The organism is Pseudomonas sp. NA-150 (genome assembly GCF_044336365.1).
Lineage (GTDB): Bacteria > Pseudomonadota > Gammaproteobacteria > Pseudomonadales > Pseudomonadaceae > Aquipseudomonas.
On sequence record NZ_CP172305.1, the window covers coordinates 2103639 to 2117260 of the forward strand.

General features: G+C 59.6%; 14 protein-coding genes. 10 read left to right on the forward strand and 4 right to left on the reverse strand.

Going from position 1 to position 13622, the window contains the following annotated elements; genetic code table 11:
• Positions 1–16 precede the first annotated feature (16 nt).
• On the reverse strand, positions 17–847 hold the full coding sequence (locus ACF0H7_RS10090; protein WP_397452616.1) for an AraC family ligand binding domain-containing protein: 831 nt from the start codon (positions 845–847) through the stop codon (positions 17–19).
• Between the two features lie 339 nt (positions 848–1186).
• Here ACF0H7_RS10090 and ACF0H7_RS10095 point away from each other — a divergent pair, with 339 nt between their 5' ends.
• The 7 genes from ACF0H7_RS10095 to ACF0H7_RS10125 all read left to right on the forward strand — a co-directional run bounded on the left by ACF0H7_RS10095 (position 1187) and on the right by ACF0H7_RS10125 (position 8450).
• The gene (locus tag ACF0H7_RS10095) at positions 1187–2047 is read left to right on the forward strand and encodes a MurR/RpiR family transcriptional regulator (RefSeq protein WP_397452617.1); all 861 of its coding nucleotides are present in this window, start codon (positions 1187–1189) and stop codon (positions 2045–2047) included.
• Between the two features lie 49 nt (positions 2048–2096).
• On the forward strand, positions 2097–2654 hold the full coding sequence (gene ddpX, locus ACF0H7_RS10100) for a D-alanyl-D-alanine dipeptidase (protein WP_397452618.1): 558 nt from the start codon (positions 2097–2099) through the stop codon (positions 2652–2654).
• A 199-nt stretch (positions 2655–2853) separates the two neighbouring features.
• Complete coding sequence (locus ACF0H7_RS10105) at positions 2854–4410, forward strand: ABC transporter substrate-binding protein (RefSeq protein WP_397452619.1); 1557 nt, start codon at positions 2854–2856, stop codon at positions 4408–4410.
• Between the two features lie 105 nt (positions 4411–4515).
• Positions 4516–5532, forward strand: a complete 1017-nt coding sequence (locus ACF0H7_RS10110) for an ABC transporter permease (protein WP_397452620.1) — start codon at positions 4516–4518, stop codon at positions 5530–5532.
• 1 nt (position 5533) lies between these two features.
• The gene (ddpC, locus tag ACF0H7_RS10115) at positions 5534–6433 is read left to right on the forward strand and encodes a D,D-dipeptide ABC transporter permease (RefSeq protein WP_397452621.1); all 900 of its coding nucleotides are present in this window, start codon (positions 5534–5536) and stop codon (positions 6431–6433) included.
• A 2-nt stretch (positions 6434–6435) separates the two neighbouring features.
• On the forward strand, positions 6436–7461 hold the full coding sequence (locus tag ACF0H7_RS10120) for an ABC transporter ATP-binding protein (RefSeq protein WP_397452622.1): 1026 nt from the start codon (positions 6436–6438) through the stop codon (positions 7459–7461).
• The gene (locus ACF0H7_RS10125) at positions 7458–8450 is read left to right on the forward strand and encodes an oligopeptide/dipeptide ABC transporter ATP-binding protein (protein WP_397452623.1); all 993 of its coding nucleotides are present in this window, start codon (positions 7458–7460) and stop codon (positions 8448–8450) included. The genes ACF0H7_RS10120 and ACF0H7_RS10125 overlap by 4 nt, the downstream gene beginning before the upstream one ends.
• 190 nt (positions 8451–8640) lie before the next feature.
• Here the strand turns inward: ACF0H7_RS10125 and ACF0H7_RS10130 are convergent, their stop codons facing one another.
• The 3 genes from ACF0H7_RS10130 to ACF0H7_RS10140 all read right to left on the reverse strand — a co-directional run bounded on the left by ACF0H7_RS10130 (position 8641) and on the right by ACF0H7_RS10140 (position 10399).
• Positions 8641–8955 (reverse strand): hypothetical protein, encoded by a 315-nt coding sequence (locus ACF0H7_RS10130; protein ID WP_397452624.1) that lies wholly within the window; start codon positions 8953–8955, stop codon positions 8641–8643.
• Positions 8956–9108: 153 nt separating this feature from the next.
• Positions 9109–9372: a DUF2790 domain-containing protein gene (locus tag ACF0H7_RS10135; protein WP_397452625.1), complete on the reverse strand. Its 264-nt coding sequence runs from the start codon at positions 9370–9372 to the stop codon at positions 9109–9111.
• A 169-nt stretch (positions 9373–9541) separates the two neighbouring features.
• Positions 9542–10399, reverse strand: a complete 858-nt coding sequence (locus ACF0H7_RS10140) for a LysR substrate-binding domain-containing protein (protein WP_397452626.1) — start codon at positions 10397–10399, stop codon at positions 9542–9544.
• A gap of 136 nt (positions 10400–10535) precedes the next feature.
• Between ACF0H7_RS10140 and ACF0H7_RS10145 the strand changes: the two genes are divergently transcribed.
• Genes ACF0H7_RS10145 through ACF0H7_RS10155 form a run of 3 tightly spaced genes read left to right on the forward strand, consistent with a single transcriptional unit; the run spans position 10536 to position 13606 of the window.
• Positions 10536–11588, forward strand: coding sequence for an agmatine/peptidylarginine deiminase (locus ACF0H7_RS10145; RefSeq protein WP_397452627.1), 1053 nt, complete (start codon positions 10536–10538; stop codon positions 11586–11588).
• A 4-nt stretch (positions 11589–11592) separates the two neighbouring features.
• Positions 11593–12501 carry an N-carbamoylputrescine amidase gene (aguB, locus tag ACF0H7_RS10150; protein WP_397452628.1) on the forward strand — a complete coding sequence of 303 codons (909 nt, stop codon included), beginning with the start codon at positions 11593–11595 and terminating at the stop codon, positions 12499–12501.
• Between the two features lies 1 nt (position 12502).
• Entirely contained in the window at positions 12503–13606 is a 1104-nt protein-coding gene (locus ACF0H7_RS10155; RefSeq protein WP_397452629.1) for an extracellular solute-binding protein, read from the forward strand.
• The last annotated feature ends 16 nt before the right edge of the window (positions 13607–13622 follow it).

Consider the following 13622-nt stretch of genomic DNA (forward strand, 5'->3'; position numbering starts at 1 on the left):
GATTAACTTCTGTGGTTCAGGGGATCAAGGTGCGCTGAAAGCCCATCGGGGTGGTGCCGTACACTTCTTTGAAGCGTCGATTGAGGTGGCTTGAGTCGTAGAAGTGATACGGCGCCGACGCACTGTGCAGGTCGAGGCCGCCTTCCAGTGAGCGTCGCACCGCATTGATCCGGCAGTTCAGCGTGTATTGATACGGCGTAATCCCCACCTGCTGTTTGAACAGGCGCAGGAAGTGATACTTGGACATATTCACCACCGCGCTGAGCTGATCGAGGGTGAACTCGGTGTGCAGATGGTCCTGGATGAAATCCTTGACCCGCAGCACCAGGGTGTCCGGTCGGCTCGTATCGTCAGCCAGCCCTTGCCCGGAATGCAGTCGGGACATTTCGTCCACCAGCCCGAGGAAGTTCGCTTCGGTGTCCAGCGGGTGACTGTTGTCATGCTTGAGCGCCTGCACGAACTGCACGAATTGGCGGCGCAAGCGTGGATCGTTGCCCACATTGTTTTCGAAGCGAAAATTTTCCCAGTTCGAAATCTGGCTGTATTCGCGCAAGATCCGGCTGATTTTTTCCTGCGGGATGTACAGCATCCAGTGCTGATAACCGGCGGGCAGATTAGCCCAGCCTTCGTGAGGATCGTCGGGGTTGAGCTGCAACAACCCACCCCGTGGAATCTGGAACACCCCGTCACGACAGTCGAACTTGATCTCGCCACCGAGGATCACCCCAAACGCATATTCCTGATGCACGTGCTTCTTGTAGTAGAAGTCGGTGATCGACGCGTCCAGCAACGTCAGCTCCGGCAAAGCCTCGCTGCGGTAGTAGTGGAAGGTGTTTTTACGGTTCATCGCCGGCACTGGGGTTACGTCATGGGTGGTTATCGTAGCGCTGGGGTGGGTGCGGATATAGGACGAAATTGCGCATCGTGCAGTTTTTTTTGATTATTGGCCCAGCGCTTTTCTGCTGCCACCGACCGGTAAAACGCCCCAGTAACAAGCGCGTCGCGCCCGTCGTGCACCGCCCCGATGCATGATTTTCCCGGGTTGAAAATTGCTTGAAAAAAAGCGTTGTCTCACTCGAAATGGCAGTGTTATGTTGGTAACACTGTTAGTGCAGATGATCTTCTAATAACATTTTTGTGGTCAGTGCATCCGTGAATTTTTTTGCCCTTTCAAGCCGAGCCACCCATGAACGGCACTGAAAAAAACGACTTTCTCAGCCTGCTTGATGAGCGCTTCAGCAGCCTGACACCCACCGGCAAACGCATCGCCGGGTACCTGCAGGCCAATGCCGAGAAGCTGCCCTTCGAGACCGCTGACAGCATCGCTCAGCAAACCGGCACCACCGGCATTTCAGTCGGGCGCTTTCTGCGCTCGCTGGGTTATCGCAATATCGATGACGTCAAACAGAGCCTGCGCGGCGATGCCAGCAGCCCGTGGGTGATTACCGATCGCCTGGGCGCGTTTCGCGAAGAGAGCACCCAGGGTGACGCGCTGGAGCGCTCGATGAACCGTGAAGTCGAGGCCATTCAACGGGTGTACGGCCTGGCGCGTGGTGAGACCTTCGCCAGGATTGTCGAGCAGCTGTGCAACGCCGATGCGGTGTTCATCGTGGGCCTGCAGACCACTCGCGGGATTCTCAATGCGTTCTTCAGCCATCTGGAATACATCCGGCCCAAGGTCTACTACGTCGACGGGCTGTCGGGTACTTACGCCGAATCACTGAACTCGCAGTTTGAAAATCCCTATGCGCTGATTGCGGACTTCCGGACCTACTCCAGCGTGACCCGCACGTTCTGCGAGGTCGCGCATCGACAGAGCCTGCCGTTGGCGTTCGTCACTGATTTTCACTGCCCCTGGGCCCGTGATTATCCGATGGATCTGCTGCAACTGAAGTCCGATGTCGGTCAATTCTGGGATTCGCTGGCACCGTTGACCTGTTTGTTCAACCTGATGGTGTCGGCAGTTGCCGAGAAGTACGGCGAGCGCCTGGATCAACGTCTGGCGAAGAACCGCGAGTTGCAACAATTGTTTGGCCAGTTCGAGTGATGTGCGAGCGGCCGCGTGATGATGTGTTAGATGATTTGGAGTGTTTTGAGTGAACAACAGCCCCCTCGTTGAAGTCGATGCCGTCGCGCTGCAGCTCGAAATCGACCTGATTTACGCCGGTGCCGACAACCTGGCCGGCAAACAGATCTACCTGGAACCCCATTGTCTGCTGCATCGCGATGCCGAGGTCTGCCTGCGCCTGGCCAGCCGTCTGGCGCGGCAGGCCGGGTTAACCCTGCGGGTCCTTGATGCTTATCGTCCGCCTTACGCCCAATACCTGTTGTGGGAAGCCTTGCCCAATCCGGAATACGTCAACGATCCGGCCCTCGGCTCCCATCACAGCCGAGGTGTGGCCGTGGACTTGACCTTGGTTGATGCTCAGGGCAACGCGCTGGACATGGGCACCGGGTTCGATGAAATGCGTGAGCCGTCGCATCAGTTTTACCCGGACCTGCCGGCCGAGGTGCAGCGCAACCGTCTGCTGTTGCTGGGGATCATGTTGGCAGCGGGTTTCAAGCACATCGCCAGCGAGTGGTGGCATTACCAATTGCCCAACGCGGACGACTACCCGCTGATCGACGATCAATCGTTTCGCCCCGCGAGCTGAGAAACACGTACACCGTAGAACCTGATGAAACCTGACCGGGACGCGCATGAATCCCGGCATGAATCTGACGCCGCGCTGATCTCGCAAGAGCAGGGCGGGTCATTTCGGACGTCCACCGGCGTCTGAGCTTTAACTGCCCGGTATAGCTTCAACAATAAACCTGACGAAATTCCATACATCGAATGATCAAGGAACCGGCATGAAATCAATCGTTACCCCACGCAAGTTGGCGATGGCTGTACTGTGCACCGCCATGGGCCTTGGTGCCTGGCAAACGGCCAGCGCAGCCGTGCCGCAAGACACCCTGATGATCGGCAAACCCTCCGATCCGCAAACCCTCGACCCGGCCGTGACTATCGATAACAACGACTGGACCGTGACCTACCCGTCGTACCAGCGGCTGGTGACCTACAAGGTCGAGAACGGCAAGGGCAGCACCGAAGTGCAGGGCGAGTTGGCCAGCAGCTGGACGACCTCGGCCGATAATCTGGTCTGGGAATTCAAACTCAAGCCAGGCAACAAGTTCGATGACGGCGCTGCAGTCGACGCCAATGCGGTGAAGTTTTCCTTCGACCGGGTGATGAAACTCAAGCAAGGGCCGTCCGGCGCGTTCCCGGATGATATGTCGGTCTCGGTGGTCGATCCGATGACCGTGCGTTTTACCCTGAAGGCCCCGTACGCGCCGTTCCTGTCGACCCTGGCGCACAACGGCGCGGCGATCGTGAACCCGGACGTGGTCAAGCAGGCCGAAGGTGCCGAGGCTTACCTGTCGAATCACACCGCCGGCTCCGGTGCGTTCAAGCTGACCAGTTGGCAGAAAGGCCAGACCTTGACCATGGAGCAGAACAGCAACTACGCCGGCCCGAAACCGACGTTGAAAAAGGTCGTGGTCAAGATCATTGGCGAGGCCTCGGTGCGCCGTCTGCAACTGGAGCACGGTGATCTCGACATCATTGAAGACATGCCGGAAGACCAGCTCGAAGCCTTGAGCAAGAAGTCTGGCGTGGTGGTGGGCGACTACCCATCGCTGCGCGTGACCTTGTTGTACCTGAACACGCAAAAAGCGCCGATGAACAACCCGGACGCGCGTCGGGCCATTGTCGAGTCACTGGACTATGACGGCATCATCAACGGCATTCTCAAAGGCAAGGCCAAACCGCTGAACGGGCCGATCCCGCAGGGCATGTGGGCTTACGATGACAAGCTGCCGCCGATGAAGCAGGACGTCGCCAAGGCCAAGGCCGATCTGGCCAAAGTCTCGCCGAAGATCAGCGACCTGACCTTCATGTACTCCGACAAGGACCCAAACTGGGAACCGATCGGCCTGACCCTGCAAGCGGGTCTGCAACCGCTGGGCATCAATCTGAAGATGGAAAAACTGGCCAACGCCAGCATGCGTGAACGCCTCGGTACCGGTGACTTTGACGTCGCCATCGGTTCCTGGAGTCCGGACTTTGCCGACCCCTACATGTTCATGAACTTCTTCTTCGACTCCAAACTGAAGGGGCTGGCGGGCAACCGTTCGTTCTATGACAACCCGGCAGTGGACAAGCTGATCCGCGAATCGGCCACCAACTACGACAGTGCCAAACGCACCGAGTTGTATCAGCAAGCGCAGAAGATCGTGCTCAGCGACAGCGTCTACGGCTACCTGTACCAGAAGGCCTATACCTTGCCGATGAGCAACAAAGTCAAAGGTTACGTGTTCAACCCGATGCTGGAACAAGTGTTCAACATCGGCACGATCACCAAGTAACTCACTGTCTGCGCCTTACGACCCCGCAGCGCAAGCGGGGTCGTTGCAACGCTGTGCCCCGCGACAGCTTCGTGCTGCCGATTGAATGCGTGACCGAGGTGCCTGATGGCCTTCCTGAATATTCTTCGTAAACGCCTGTTGGGGCTACTGCTGGTCGTGTTCGGCGTTTCTCTGATCACCTTTGCCATTTCCCACCTGATCCCGGGTGACCCTGCGCGATTGATTGCCGGCGACCGCGCGACTGACGCCATCGTCGCCAACATCCGTCATCAGTTGGGCCTGGATCTGCCGCTGTATCAGCAATACGGGCGCTACATGCTGGACCTGTTTCACGGCGATCTGGGCACTTCAATTCGTACCCATCGACCGGTACTGGAGGACTTGCAGGCGTTCTTCCCCGCGACCCTGGAATTGGCGCTGGCGGCGTTGGCCCTGTCGCTGCTGGTCGGCGTTCCGCTGGGCGTGCTGTCGGCGGTGTATCACAACCGCTTCATCGATCAAGTGGCGCGCACCCTGGCGGTGACCGGAATTTCCACTCCCGCGTTTTGGCTGGGACTGGGACTGATCGTGTTGTTCTACGGCCATCTTGGCTGGCTGCCCGGCGGCGGGCGGATTGATGAGGGATTGGATGCGCCGCGTCCGGTCACCGGTCTTTACCTGGTCGACTCGTTGCTGGCCGGTGACACCGATCTGTTTTTTAACGCCGTGCAGCACCTGATTCTGCCGGCGATCACCTTGGGGTTCGTCAACCTGGGTGTCGTCGCACGGCAGATTCGTTCGGCGATGCTCGAGCAATTGAGCGAAGACTACATTCGCACGGCACGCGCCTATGGCCTGTCGAAATGGGCGGTGATCCTGCGCCATGCATTACCCAATGCGTTGATCCCTTCAGTAACGGTACTGGGCCTGACCCTCGGCGACCTGCTGTACGGCGCGGTGCTCACCGAAACCGTGTTCGCCTGGCCCGGCATGGGTGCCTATGTGGTCAAGTCGATCCAGTCGCTGGATTTCCCGGCGGTGATGGGTTTCGCGGTACTGATGTCATTCATTTACGTGCTGCTCAACATGGCCATCGATTTGCTGTACCGCTTGATCGATCCACGCATCGGCGAGGTCAACTGACATGACGACTCCTATAACGGCGCCTGTGGTTGCGCCTATGCCCAAAGCCTCTGGCGTGCGGGAAAAGCTGGCTTACCTTGCCCATCAGATCCGCCGCAGTCCACTGACCATGGCCGGCCTGTTGATCACTTTGATCGTGCTGCTGTGCATGATCTTCGCGCCGTGGTTGGCGTCCCAGGATCCCAACGCGTTGAACCTCAGTCAGCGTCTGGCCGAACCGTCCGCTGCGCACTGGTTCGGCACGGACGAAGTCGGCCGTGATCTGTTCAGCCGTGTGCTGCATGGCAGTCGGCAATCGGTGGGGGTCGGTCTGTTTGTGGCCTTTGCTTCGTGCCTGGTGGGCGGGTTGCTGGGCTGCATGTCGGGGATCATCGGCGGGCGTTTCGACGGACTGATCATGCGCCTGATGGACATCATGCTGTCGGTGCCGTCACTGGTGCTGATCATGGCCCTGGCCGCCGCACTGGGCCCGAGCCTGTTCAATGCGATGCTGGCGATTACTTTGGTACGGATTCCGTTCTATGTGCGGCTGTCCCGTGGTCAGGCATTGAGTATCCGCCAGATGGGCTACGTCAAAGCGGCCGAGACGTTCGGTGCCGGGCGCTGGCACATGGTGATGTGGCATGTGGCGCGCAATGCAATGCCGCCGTTGCTGGTGCAACTGAGCCTGGACATCGGTGGCGCGATTCTGATGGCGTCGGCCTTGGGCTTCATCGGCCTCGGCGCGCAACAACCGACGGCGGAGTGGGGGGCGATGGTCGCCACCGGTCGCAACTACATCCTCGATCAGTGGTGGTACTCGACCTTTCCCGGTTTGGCGATTCTGATCACGGCCACTGGCTTCAACCTTTTGGGCGACGGCGTACGCGACCTGCTCGACCCGCGCCAACAGGGGAAATGAACATGCTCAGCCATAACGAAAACAAGCCGGCGCCGGTGCTGCTGATCGACAACCTGAGCATCGAGTTTCCGGCCTATCGCAGCACAGTCAAAGCCTTGAACGGCGTCTCGCTGCACGTTAATCCGGGGGAGATCGTCGGTGTGATCGGCGAGTCCGGGTCAGGCAAGTCGGTGACCGCAATGCTCAGCCTGCGCCTGCTACCCGAGCGCGCCTATCAGGTGAAAAGTGGCAGCCTGAGTATCCTTGGGCGCGACATGCTGGCGGCCAAGGAAAAGGATTTGCTCAAGGTTCGAGGTCGCGATGCGGCGATGATCTTTCAGGAGCCCATGACCGCGCTTAATCCGACCCGACGCATCGGTCGGCAGATGCTGGATGTGATCATCCATCATCAACAGTTGAGCAAGGCCGAGGCGCGGAGCAAAGCCATCGCGCTGCTGCGCGACATGCACATTGCCGACCCTGAACAGGTGATGGAAAGCTATCCCTTCGAGCTGTCTGGCGGCATGCGTCAACGGGTGATGATTGCGCTGGCGTTTTCCTGCGACCCGCAATTACTGATCTCCGATGAGCCCACCACCGCCCTCGACGTCACCGTGCAGCGTCAGGTGTTGTTGCTGCTTCGAGAAAAGGCGCGGGAGCGTGGTACGGCGATTATGTTGATCACCCACGACATGGCCTTGGTCTCGCAGTTCTGCGACCGGGTTTACGTGATGTACACCGGGGCCGTGGTGGAGCAGGGCGTGACCGCGCAGGTCATGGCCGATCCACGCCATCCTTACACCCAGGGTTTGCTCAGCGGGTTGCCGGAGCAGGTCAAGCCCGGCGAGGCGTTGATGACCATTCCCGGACAGGTGCCGAACCTGTCGGCGTTGCCGTCCGGCTGTACCTTCCGTGAGCGTTGCAGCTTCGCCATGCCGCAATGCCTGCAGCGTCCGCCGATGCAGACTGTCGATGCCGCTACTGACCACAAAAGCGCCTGTTGGCTCAGCGCACCGTCCTATTCGCCGGCGCAGGAGAGGTTGTCATGAGCAGCACAGCCATCAAGGCATTGCCCGGCGAAAATCCGGTGATTCTCGGTTTGAACGATGTGCGTATGCACTTTCCGGTCGGCAGTGACTGGCTGGGGCGGCCGAAAGCGGTGGCCCATGCGCTGAATGGCATCGATCTGGAAGTGCGTGCGGGTGAAACCCTGGGTGTGGTGGGCGAGTCCGGTTGCGGCAAGAGCACCCTGGCCCAGTTGTTGATGGGGTTGATCAAGCCCACCTCTGGCGCGTTGAACTGGATCTACAACAACGCTCGCGAGCGCAGCAGCAACGTGCAGATTGTGTTTCAGGACCCGCAGTCGTCCCTCGATCCGCGATTGCCGATCTGGAAGGTGATCACCGAACCGTTGTTCGTGCAGCGTTCTGCGCCACGGCGGGAGATGCGCGACATTGCGGCCAACGTTGCCTCGCAAGTGGGGATTCGCACCGAATATATGGAGCGTTTTCCCCATCAGTTTTCCGGTGGGCAGCGGCAACGCATCGCCATTGCTCGGGCGTTGTCGTCGAATCCGGACATCATCGTCCTCGACGAACCGACCTCGGCGCTGGACATCTCGGTGCAGGCGCAGATCCTCAACCTGCTGGCGGAACTGCAACGCAGCCGGGACCTGACCTACATCCTGATCTCGCACAACGTGTCGGTGGTCCGGCACATGGCGGATCGGGTGGCAGTGATGTACCTCGGGCAGATTGTCGAACTGGGCAGTGCGGCCGAGGTGCTGGAGCGACCACGCCATCCCTACACACAATTACTGCTGGAAGCCGTGCCGCGCCTCGGTGTGCCGGTGGACGCTACGCAGATTGCTGCACCGACTGAATTGCCGGGCAATCGAAACTTGCCGACCGGGTGTTTCTTTCGCGATCGATGCCCGAAAGCCACGGTGGGCTGTGATCGGGCCCAGGCGCTGTTGCCAGTGAAGAACGTGGAGGTGGAGAGCAAGGTGCGCTGTCATTTGGCGTCGATTGCGGGGTGACCCTGTTGATGCGGGGTAACACAGGTAGGCCGCCTTAAACACAACCCCCGTAGGGGATTTGCGCCTGAAACACGATCCAGGTCACTCCACAATTTCTGTGGGGGCTGGCCCGCTTTGAAACCCAATCACTTTTCCATCGCGCAAAATTAAGCCCGGCAAAGACCGGGCTGGGTTTGAATCAGGGAACGTCTTAGCTGATGCGGTTTGCACCAACGTGGTCAGCACCATCAGCGGCTACGCGGTTTGCACCAACGTGATCAGCACCATCGGCGGCTACGCGGTTTGCACCAACGTGATCAGCACCATCGGCGGCTACACGGTTTGCACCGACGTGATCGGCACCATCGGCGGCTAGGCGGTTTGCACCAACGTGATCAGCACCATCGGCGGCTACGTGAGTGGAGTGAAGATGAGCCGAACCGTTTTCTGCGAACGCTGGAACTGCGAAAGTTGCGCTAGCCAGTACCGAGAAAGCCAGGCCGAAGATCAGTTTGGAAGTTTTCATGTTAGTTGCTCCGAAGTGTTTTAGTCGTTGTAAGTAGGTATGGGTTGGATTCTACGCCGCGCCCGATTATTAAGAAGTCAATCGGGTTGGTAGCGAATATCGTTGAAATTGATAGTGCGAAAAGTCTAAGCAATTCAGTTCGATGAGCCGCGATCAGCCGCCCTGATTGCACACTTCAGCGAAGGTCAGGTAGTCCAGGCCTTTGGTTTGGCCCTGAGAGTTCTGGTACGTCAGGTGTGCATTCACCACACCGCAGGAGCTGCTGGCGCTGTCGACTTCGGAGACCACATGACGGGTGTCCAGCTGGCTGCCGTGGCTGTAGGCCTCGGTCTTTACTGTGGACTCGGCACGCGCAGACAGGGTGCAGATGTTCAAGGCGGCAAACAGGCAGGCGGCGTAGATGGCTTTCGAGTTCATGGTCATTTCCTCAGGGTTTAAGTAGGTTCGATCGAGGCGGTCTGTGTTGTCTCGATGGAACCTATTTAATGCCCGCGAGGTATCTCGCATGTGTCGAGAACGGCCTGTGTTGAATTGCACAGTGTCTAAAGGGTGGCGGGATACGCTGTGATACATTCGGCTGTACCGGCTACCCCCGCAATTCCCCCTGCAACCACTCGCAAAAACTCCGAGTCAAAGGGCTGCTCTCACTGTCCCGATGAATCAACCACGCCCAGTTCGCCCCGCGCACGCTCTGTTCGCACAACGGCTGCAATAGACCCTTCGCGCGCGCCTGTTCTGCCAGCAGTTGGCTGACCAAGGCAATCCCGTGCCCGGCACACGCTGCATCCAACAGCAATCCCGGATCGGAAAAGTTCAGCCCGTTGCTGCGTTGGCCAACGTCGCTGCCGCCTTCCACCAGCCAGTGACTCCAGTCCATTTCGCGCTCGCCATGCAGGGTGGTGCGCTGGTCGTTGGGCACGCTCAGCAGATCGGGGTGGCAGGCCGGGTAGAGGCGGTCGCTGTAGAGTTCCAGGTAGCTGCATTCGGCTTGGGGGCTGAGGTCGTCGCGCAGGGTCAGGTCGATGGTCTGGGTGGCCATGTCCGGCGGATCGAAGCTGGTAAACAGCCAGAGGTCGACCTCGGGGTGCAGGCGGTGAAACTCACCCAGGCGCGGCAGCAACCAGTGGCGGGCGAAGGCCGGGGTGGTGTTGACCACCAGTTGGTTGGGCTTGCGGTATTGCTCCAGGCGGCGAATGCCGACGGCCAGTTGTTGCAGCATCGATTGCGTGGTGCTGCGCAGGTCATGGCCGGCGTCGGTCAGGCTGACGCTGCGGCCATTTCTGAAAAACAGCGGTTGTTCGAGGAAGGTTTCCAGGCTGCGAATCTGTTGGCTGATGGCCGACTGGGTAAGGTGCAGTTCTTCGGCGGCTTTGTGAAAACTGCCCAGCCGGGCAGCGGCTTCAAAGCCACGCAGCGCGTTAAGGGGAGGCCAGTGCTTTAGCATGATTGGTAAGCTCAGCTGATCAGATGTCCGCTAAATCTATCGTTTGTTGGGTTAATTCTAAAGTCCTAGCATGGATTCCATTCCGCATAAGCGGTTTTTCAGTGATAACAATTTCTTAACTGAAGGGTGGGAAAGCATGCAGCACAACGAGAGTCGCAACGGTGGTTGGTCGATGCCCGCGGAGTGGGTTACTCACGCGGCGACCTGGATGGTCTGGCCGCACAATCAGGCGCTGTGGGAGTCTGGCTGGCGCGTAACCCTGCCTCAGGTGCAAGAGGATTTCGCCCGAGTCGCCAACGCCATCGCCCGCTTTGAGCCCGTCAAAATGGTGGTTGATCCGTCGGCCGTGGCCTCTGCCAAAGCGCTGTGCGGGCCGAATATCGAGCTGATCGAAATTGCCGTGAATGACAGTTGGTGCCGCGATTCCGGGCCGACGTTCGTCTGTCACCCGCAACGTGGGCAGGCGGGCGTGAGTTGGCGTTTCAACGCCTGGGGCGGCAAGTCGGTGCATGATCTGGACGAAGGTTTGGGCCGTCGAGTGCTCAATCATCTGGGCCTGGAATGCTTCGGCACACCACTGAGCAACGAAGGCGGCGCAATCCATGTCGACGGCGAAGGCACGCTGATCACCACGGAATCGGTGCTGCTCAACCCGAACCGAAATCCGGGGATGAATAAGGCCGAGATGGAAGAAATCTTCGCGCGCCTGTTGGGAGTGAAGAAGACCATCTGGCTGCCGGGCGATCCAAAGTATGTGACCGGCGACATGACCGACGGCCATGTCGATGGCGTCTGCGCGTTCGCCCGTCCCGGCGTGTTGCTGGTGGACGCTACCCACGACAAAAGCTCGGTGTATGCCGAAGTGGCGCGGGAAAACCGTCGCGCGCTGGAACTGGCCACCGATGCCCATGGTCGCCGCTTCGAGTTGATCGAACTGTTTGAAGCCAGCGAAGCGGTGGACCCCGAAGCCGAGGTGTTCTGCGCCTCGTACACCAATTTCTACATCGCCAACGGCGCGATCATCATGCCGGCCTATGGCATCTCAGCCGACAAGGCGGCTGCCGAGGTGTTGGCCAAGGCTTTCCCGGAGCGGGAAGTGGTGCCGGTGCGGATCAACCATCTGGCGCATGGCGGCGGCGGGGTGCATTGCATCACCCAGCAGCAACCGGCCTGGCCTGTGAAGGGGTGATGTGATGACGATTCTGACGGTCGCTACGATCCAGATGGCGTGCAGCTGGGACTTGCAACATAACCTTGATCAGGCCGAGCGCTGGGTGCGTGAGGCGGCGGCGCAGGGCGCTCAGGTGATCCTGTTGCAGGAGCTGTTTGCCACCCCGTATTTTTGCATCGAACAGCAGCACAAACACCTGGCGCTGGCCGAGGAGTACTGCGACAGCCAGGTGCTCAAACGCTTCGCCGCGCTGGCCAAGGAGTTGGGCGTGGTGCTGCCGCTGAGCTGGTTCGAGAAGGCCGGCAACGCCTATTTCAACTCGTTGAGCGTGGCCGATGCCGATGGGCGTTTGCTGGGGGTGTACCGCAAGACCCACATCCCCAACGCGGTCGGTTATCAGGAGAAGGAATATTTCAGCCCCGGCGACACCGGTTTTCGGGTCTGGGACACGGCCTTCGGGCGTATCGGTCTGGGTATCTGCTGGGATCAGTGGTTTCCCGAAACGGCGCGTTGCCTGGCGTTGATGGGTGCCGAAGTACTGTTGTTCCCGACCGCCATCGGTTCGGAACCGGGCGCTGCGGCGCTGGACTCACGCGATCACTGGCAGATGACCATGCGCGGCCATGCCGCCGCCAACATCCTGCCCGTGGTGGCGGCCAATCGCATTGGCCGGGAAGTGGCGACCACCGATCCGACCCTGCAAATGAGTTTCTACGGCTCCTCCTTCATCTGCAACCACAAGGGCAAGTTGTTGGCCGAGGCCGACCGCGACACCACTGGCGTACTGGTACACAGCCTGGATTTGGCGGTGATGCGCGAAGAGCGTCTGACCTGGGGCATCTATCGCGACCGCCGTCCGGAAATGTACGGCGCGCTGCTGGGGCTCGACGGTCGTCACATCAACACACGCTGGAACACTCAAGGGGTTTGACATGAACACATCGAAAACGCTGTTGCTTTGCTCTTTGGGATTGGCGTTGAGCGCGGCCCTGGCCTCGGTGCAGGCCGAAGAAAAAACGTTACGCCTGTACAACTGGGCCGATTATTTCGCCGAGGACACCCTGACCAAATTCACGGCCGAGACCGGGATCCATGTGATCTACGACGTCATGGACGGTAGCGAAGTGCTGGAAGCCAAGCTGATGACCGGCGGCAGTGGTTACGACCTGATCTTTCCGGGAGATACCGTCGCCGAGCGCTTGATGCGCGCCGGCAGCCTGCAAGCACTGGACACCTCAAAGATCACCGGCCTGAAGGACGTCGAGCCGGGGCTGCAGAAACTGCGCACCTACTATCCCAACGCGGGCAAGGCCACTGTGCCCTACACCTGGGGCACCATCGGTATTACCTACAACGACGAACAAATCAAACAGCGACTGCCAAATGCGCCGGTCAACAGTCTGGATTTGTTGTTCAAACCGGAGTTCGCCGCCAAGTTCGCCGACTGCGGGATCTCGATGATCGACTCACCGGATGAAGTGCTGGCGGTGGTGTTGCACTACCTGGGGCGTGAGCCACGCAGCGCCAAGCCTGAGGATTTGGCGGCGGCCACCGAGGTGTTGATGAAGGTGCGGCCGTACATCCGCAAGTTCCAGTCGCAGCCGGTGACCGACCTGGTGAATGGCAACTTGTGCCTGTCACTCGGTTACAGCGGCGACATGACCCAGGCCCAGCGCGCCGCCGATGCTGCCGGCAAGCAGGCCACGTTCGAGTACCGCATCCCCCGCGAAGGGACCACGGTGTGGATGGACAACATGGCGATCCCGGCTGACGCCAAGCATCCGGAGTACGCCTACGCGTTCATCAACTTCATCCTGCGCCCGGAGAACATGGCCGCGATCACCAACTTCACTGGCTACCCAACCGCCAATGCCAAGGCGCGGCCGAGTGTCGATGAGAAGATGCGCAACAATCCGGATATCTACCTGGACGAGGCCACCTTCGAGCGGTTGATTCCGGGCAAGGATATTCCGCAAGCCGACATGCGCGCACGGATGCGGGCCTGGACCAAGTTCAAGACGGCTTCGGTGAAGTAATTCGCGCATGACACGT

What these genes read in the sequence shown, in the direction of transcription:
- ACF0H7_RS10110 (WP_397452620.1), top strand. Translation starts at nt 4,516, where the DNA reads ATGGCCTTCCTGAATATTCTTCGTAAACGCCTGTTGGGGCTACTGCTG.
- ACF0H7_RS10155 (WP_397452629.1), top strand. Translation starts at nt 12,503, where the DNA reads ATGAACACATCGAAAACGCTGTTGCTTTGCTCTTTGGGATTGGCGTTG.
- ACF0H7_RS10130 (WP_397452624.1), bottom strand. Translation starts at nt 8,955, where the DNA reads ATGAAAACTTCCAAACTGATCTTCGGCCTGGCTTTCTCGGTACTGGCT.
- ACF0H7_RS10090 (WP_397452616.1), bottom strand. Translation starts at nt 847, where the DNA reads ATGAACCGTAAAAACACCTTCCACTACTACCGCAGCGAGGCTTTGCCG.
- ACF0H7_RS10120 (WP_397452622.1), top strand. Translation starts at nt 6,436, where the DNA reads ATGCTCAGCCATAACGAAAACAAGCCGGCGCCGGTGCTGCTGATCGAC.
- ACF0H7_RS10095 (WP_397452617.1), top strand. Translation starts at nt 1,187, where the DNA reads ATGAACGGCACTGAAAAAAACGACTTTCTCAGCCTGCTTGATGAGCGC.
- ACF0H7_RS10125 (WP_397452623.1), top strand. Translation starts at nt 7,458, where the DNA reads ATGAGCAGCACAGCCATCAAGGCATTGCCCGGCGAAAATCCGGTGATT.
- ACF0H7_RS10145 (WP_397452627.1), top strand. Translation starts at nt 10,536, where the DNA reads ATGCAGCACAACGAGAGTCGCAACGGTGGTTGGTCGATGCCCGCGGAG.
- ACF0H7_RS10105 (WP_397452619.1), top strand. Translation starts at nt 2,854, where the DNA reads ATGAAATCAATCGTTACCCCACGCAAGTTGGCGATGGCTGTACTGTGC.
- ACF0H7_RS10135 (WP_397452625.1), bottom strand. Translation starts at nt 9,372, where the DNA reads ATGAACTCGAAAGCCATCTACGCCGCCTGCCTGTTTGCCGCCTTGAAC.
- ddpC (WP_397452621.1), top strand. Translation starts at nt 5,534, where the DNA reads ATGACGACTCCTATAACGGCGCCTGTGGTTGCGCCTATGCCCAAAGCC.
- ACF0H7_RS10140 (WP_397452626.1), bottom strand. Translation starts at nt 10,399, where the DNA reads ATGCTAAAGCACTGGCCTCCCCTTAACGCGCTGCGTGGCTTTGAAGCC.
- aguB (WP_397452628.1), top strand. Translation starts at nt 11,593, where the DNA reads ATGACGATTCTGACGGTCGCTACGATCCAGATGGCGTGCAGCTGGGAC.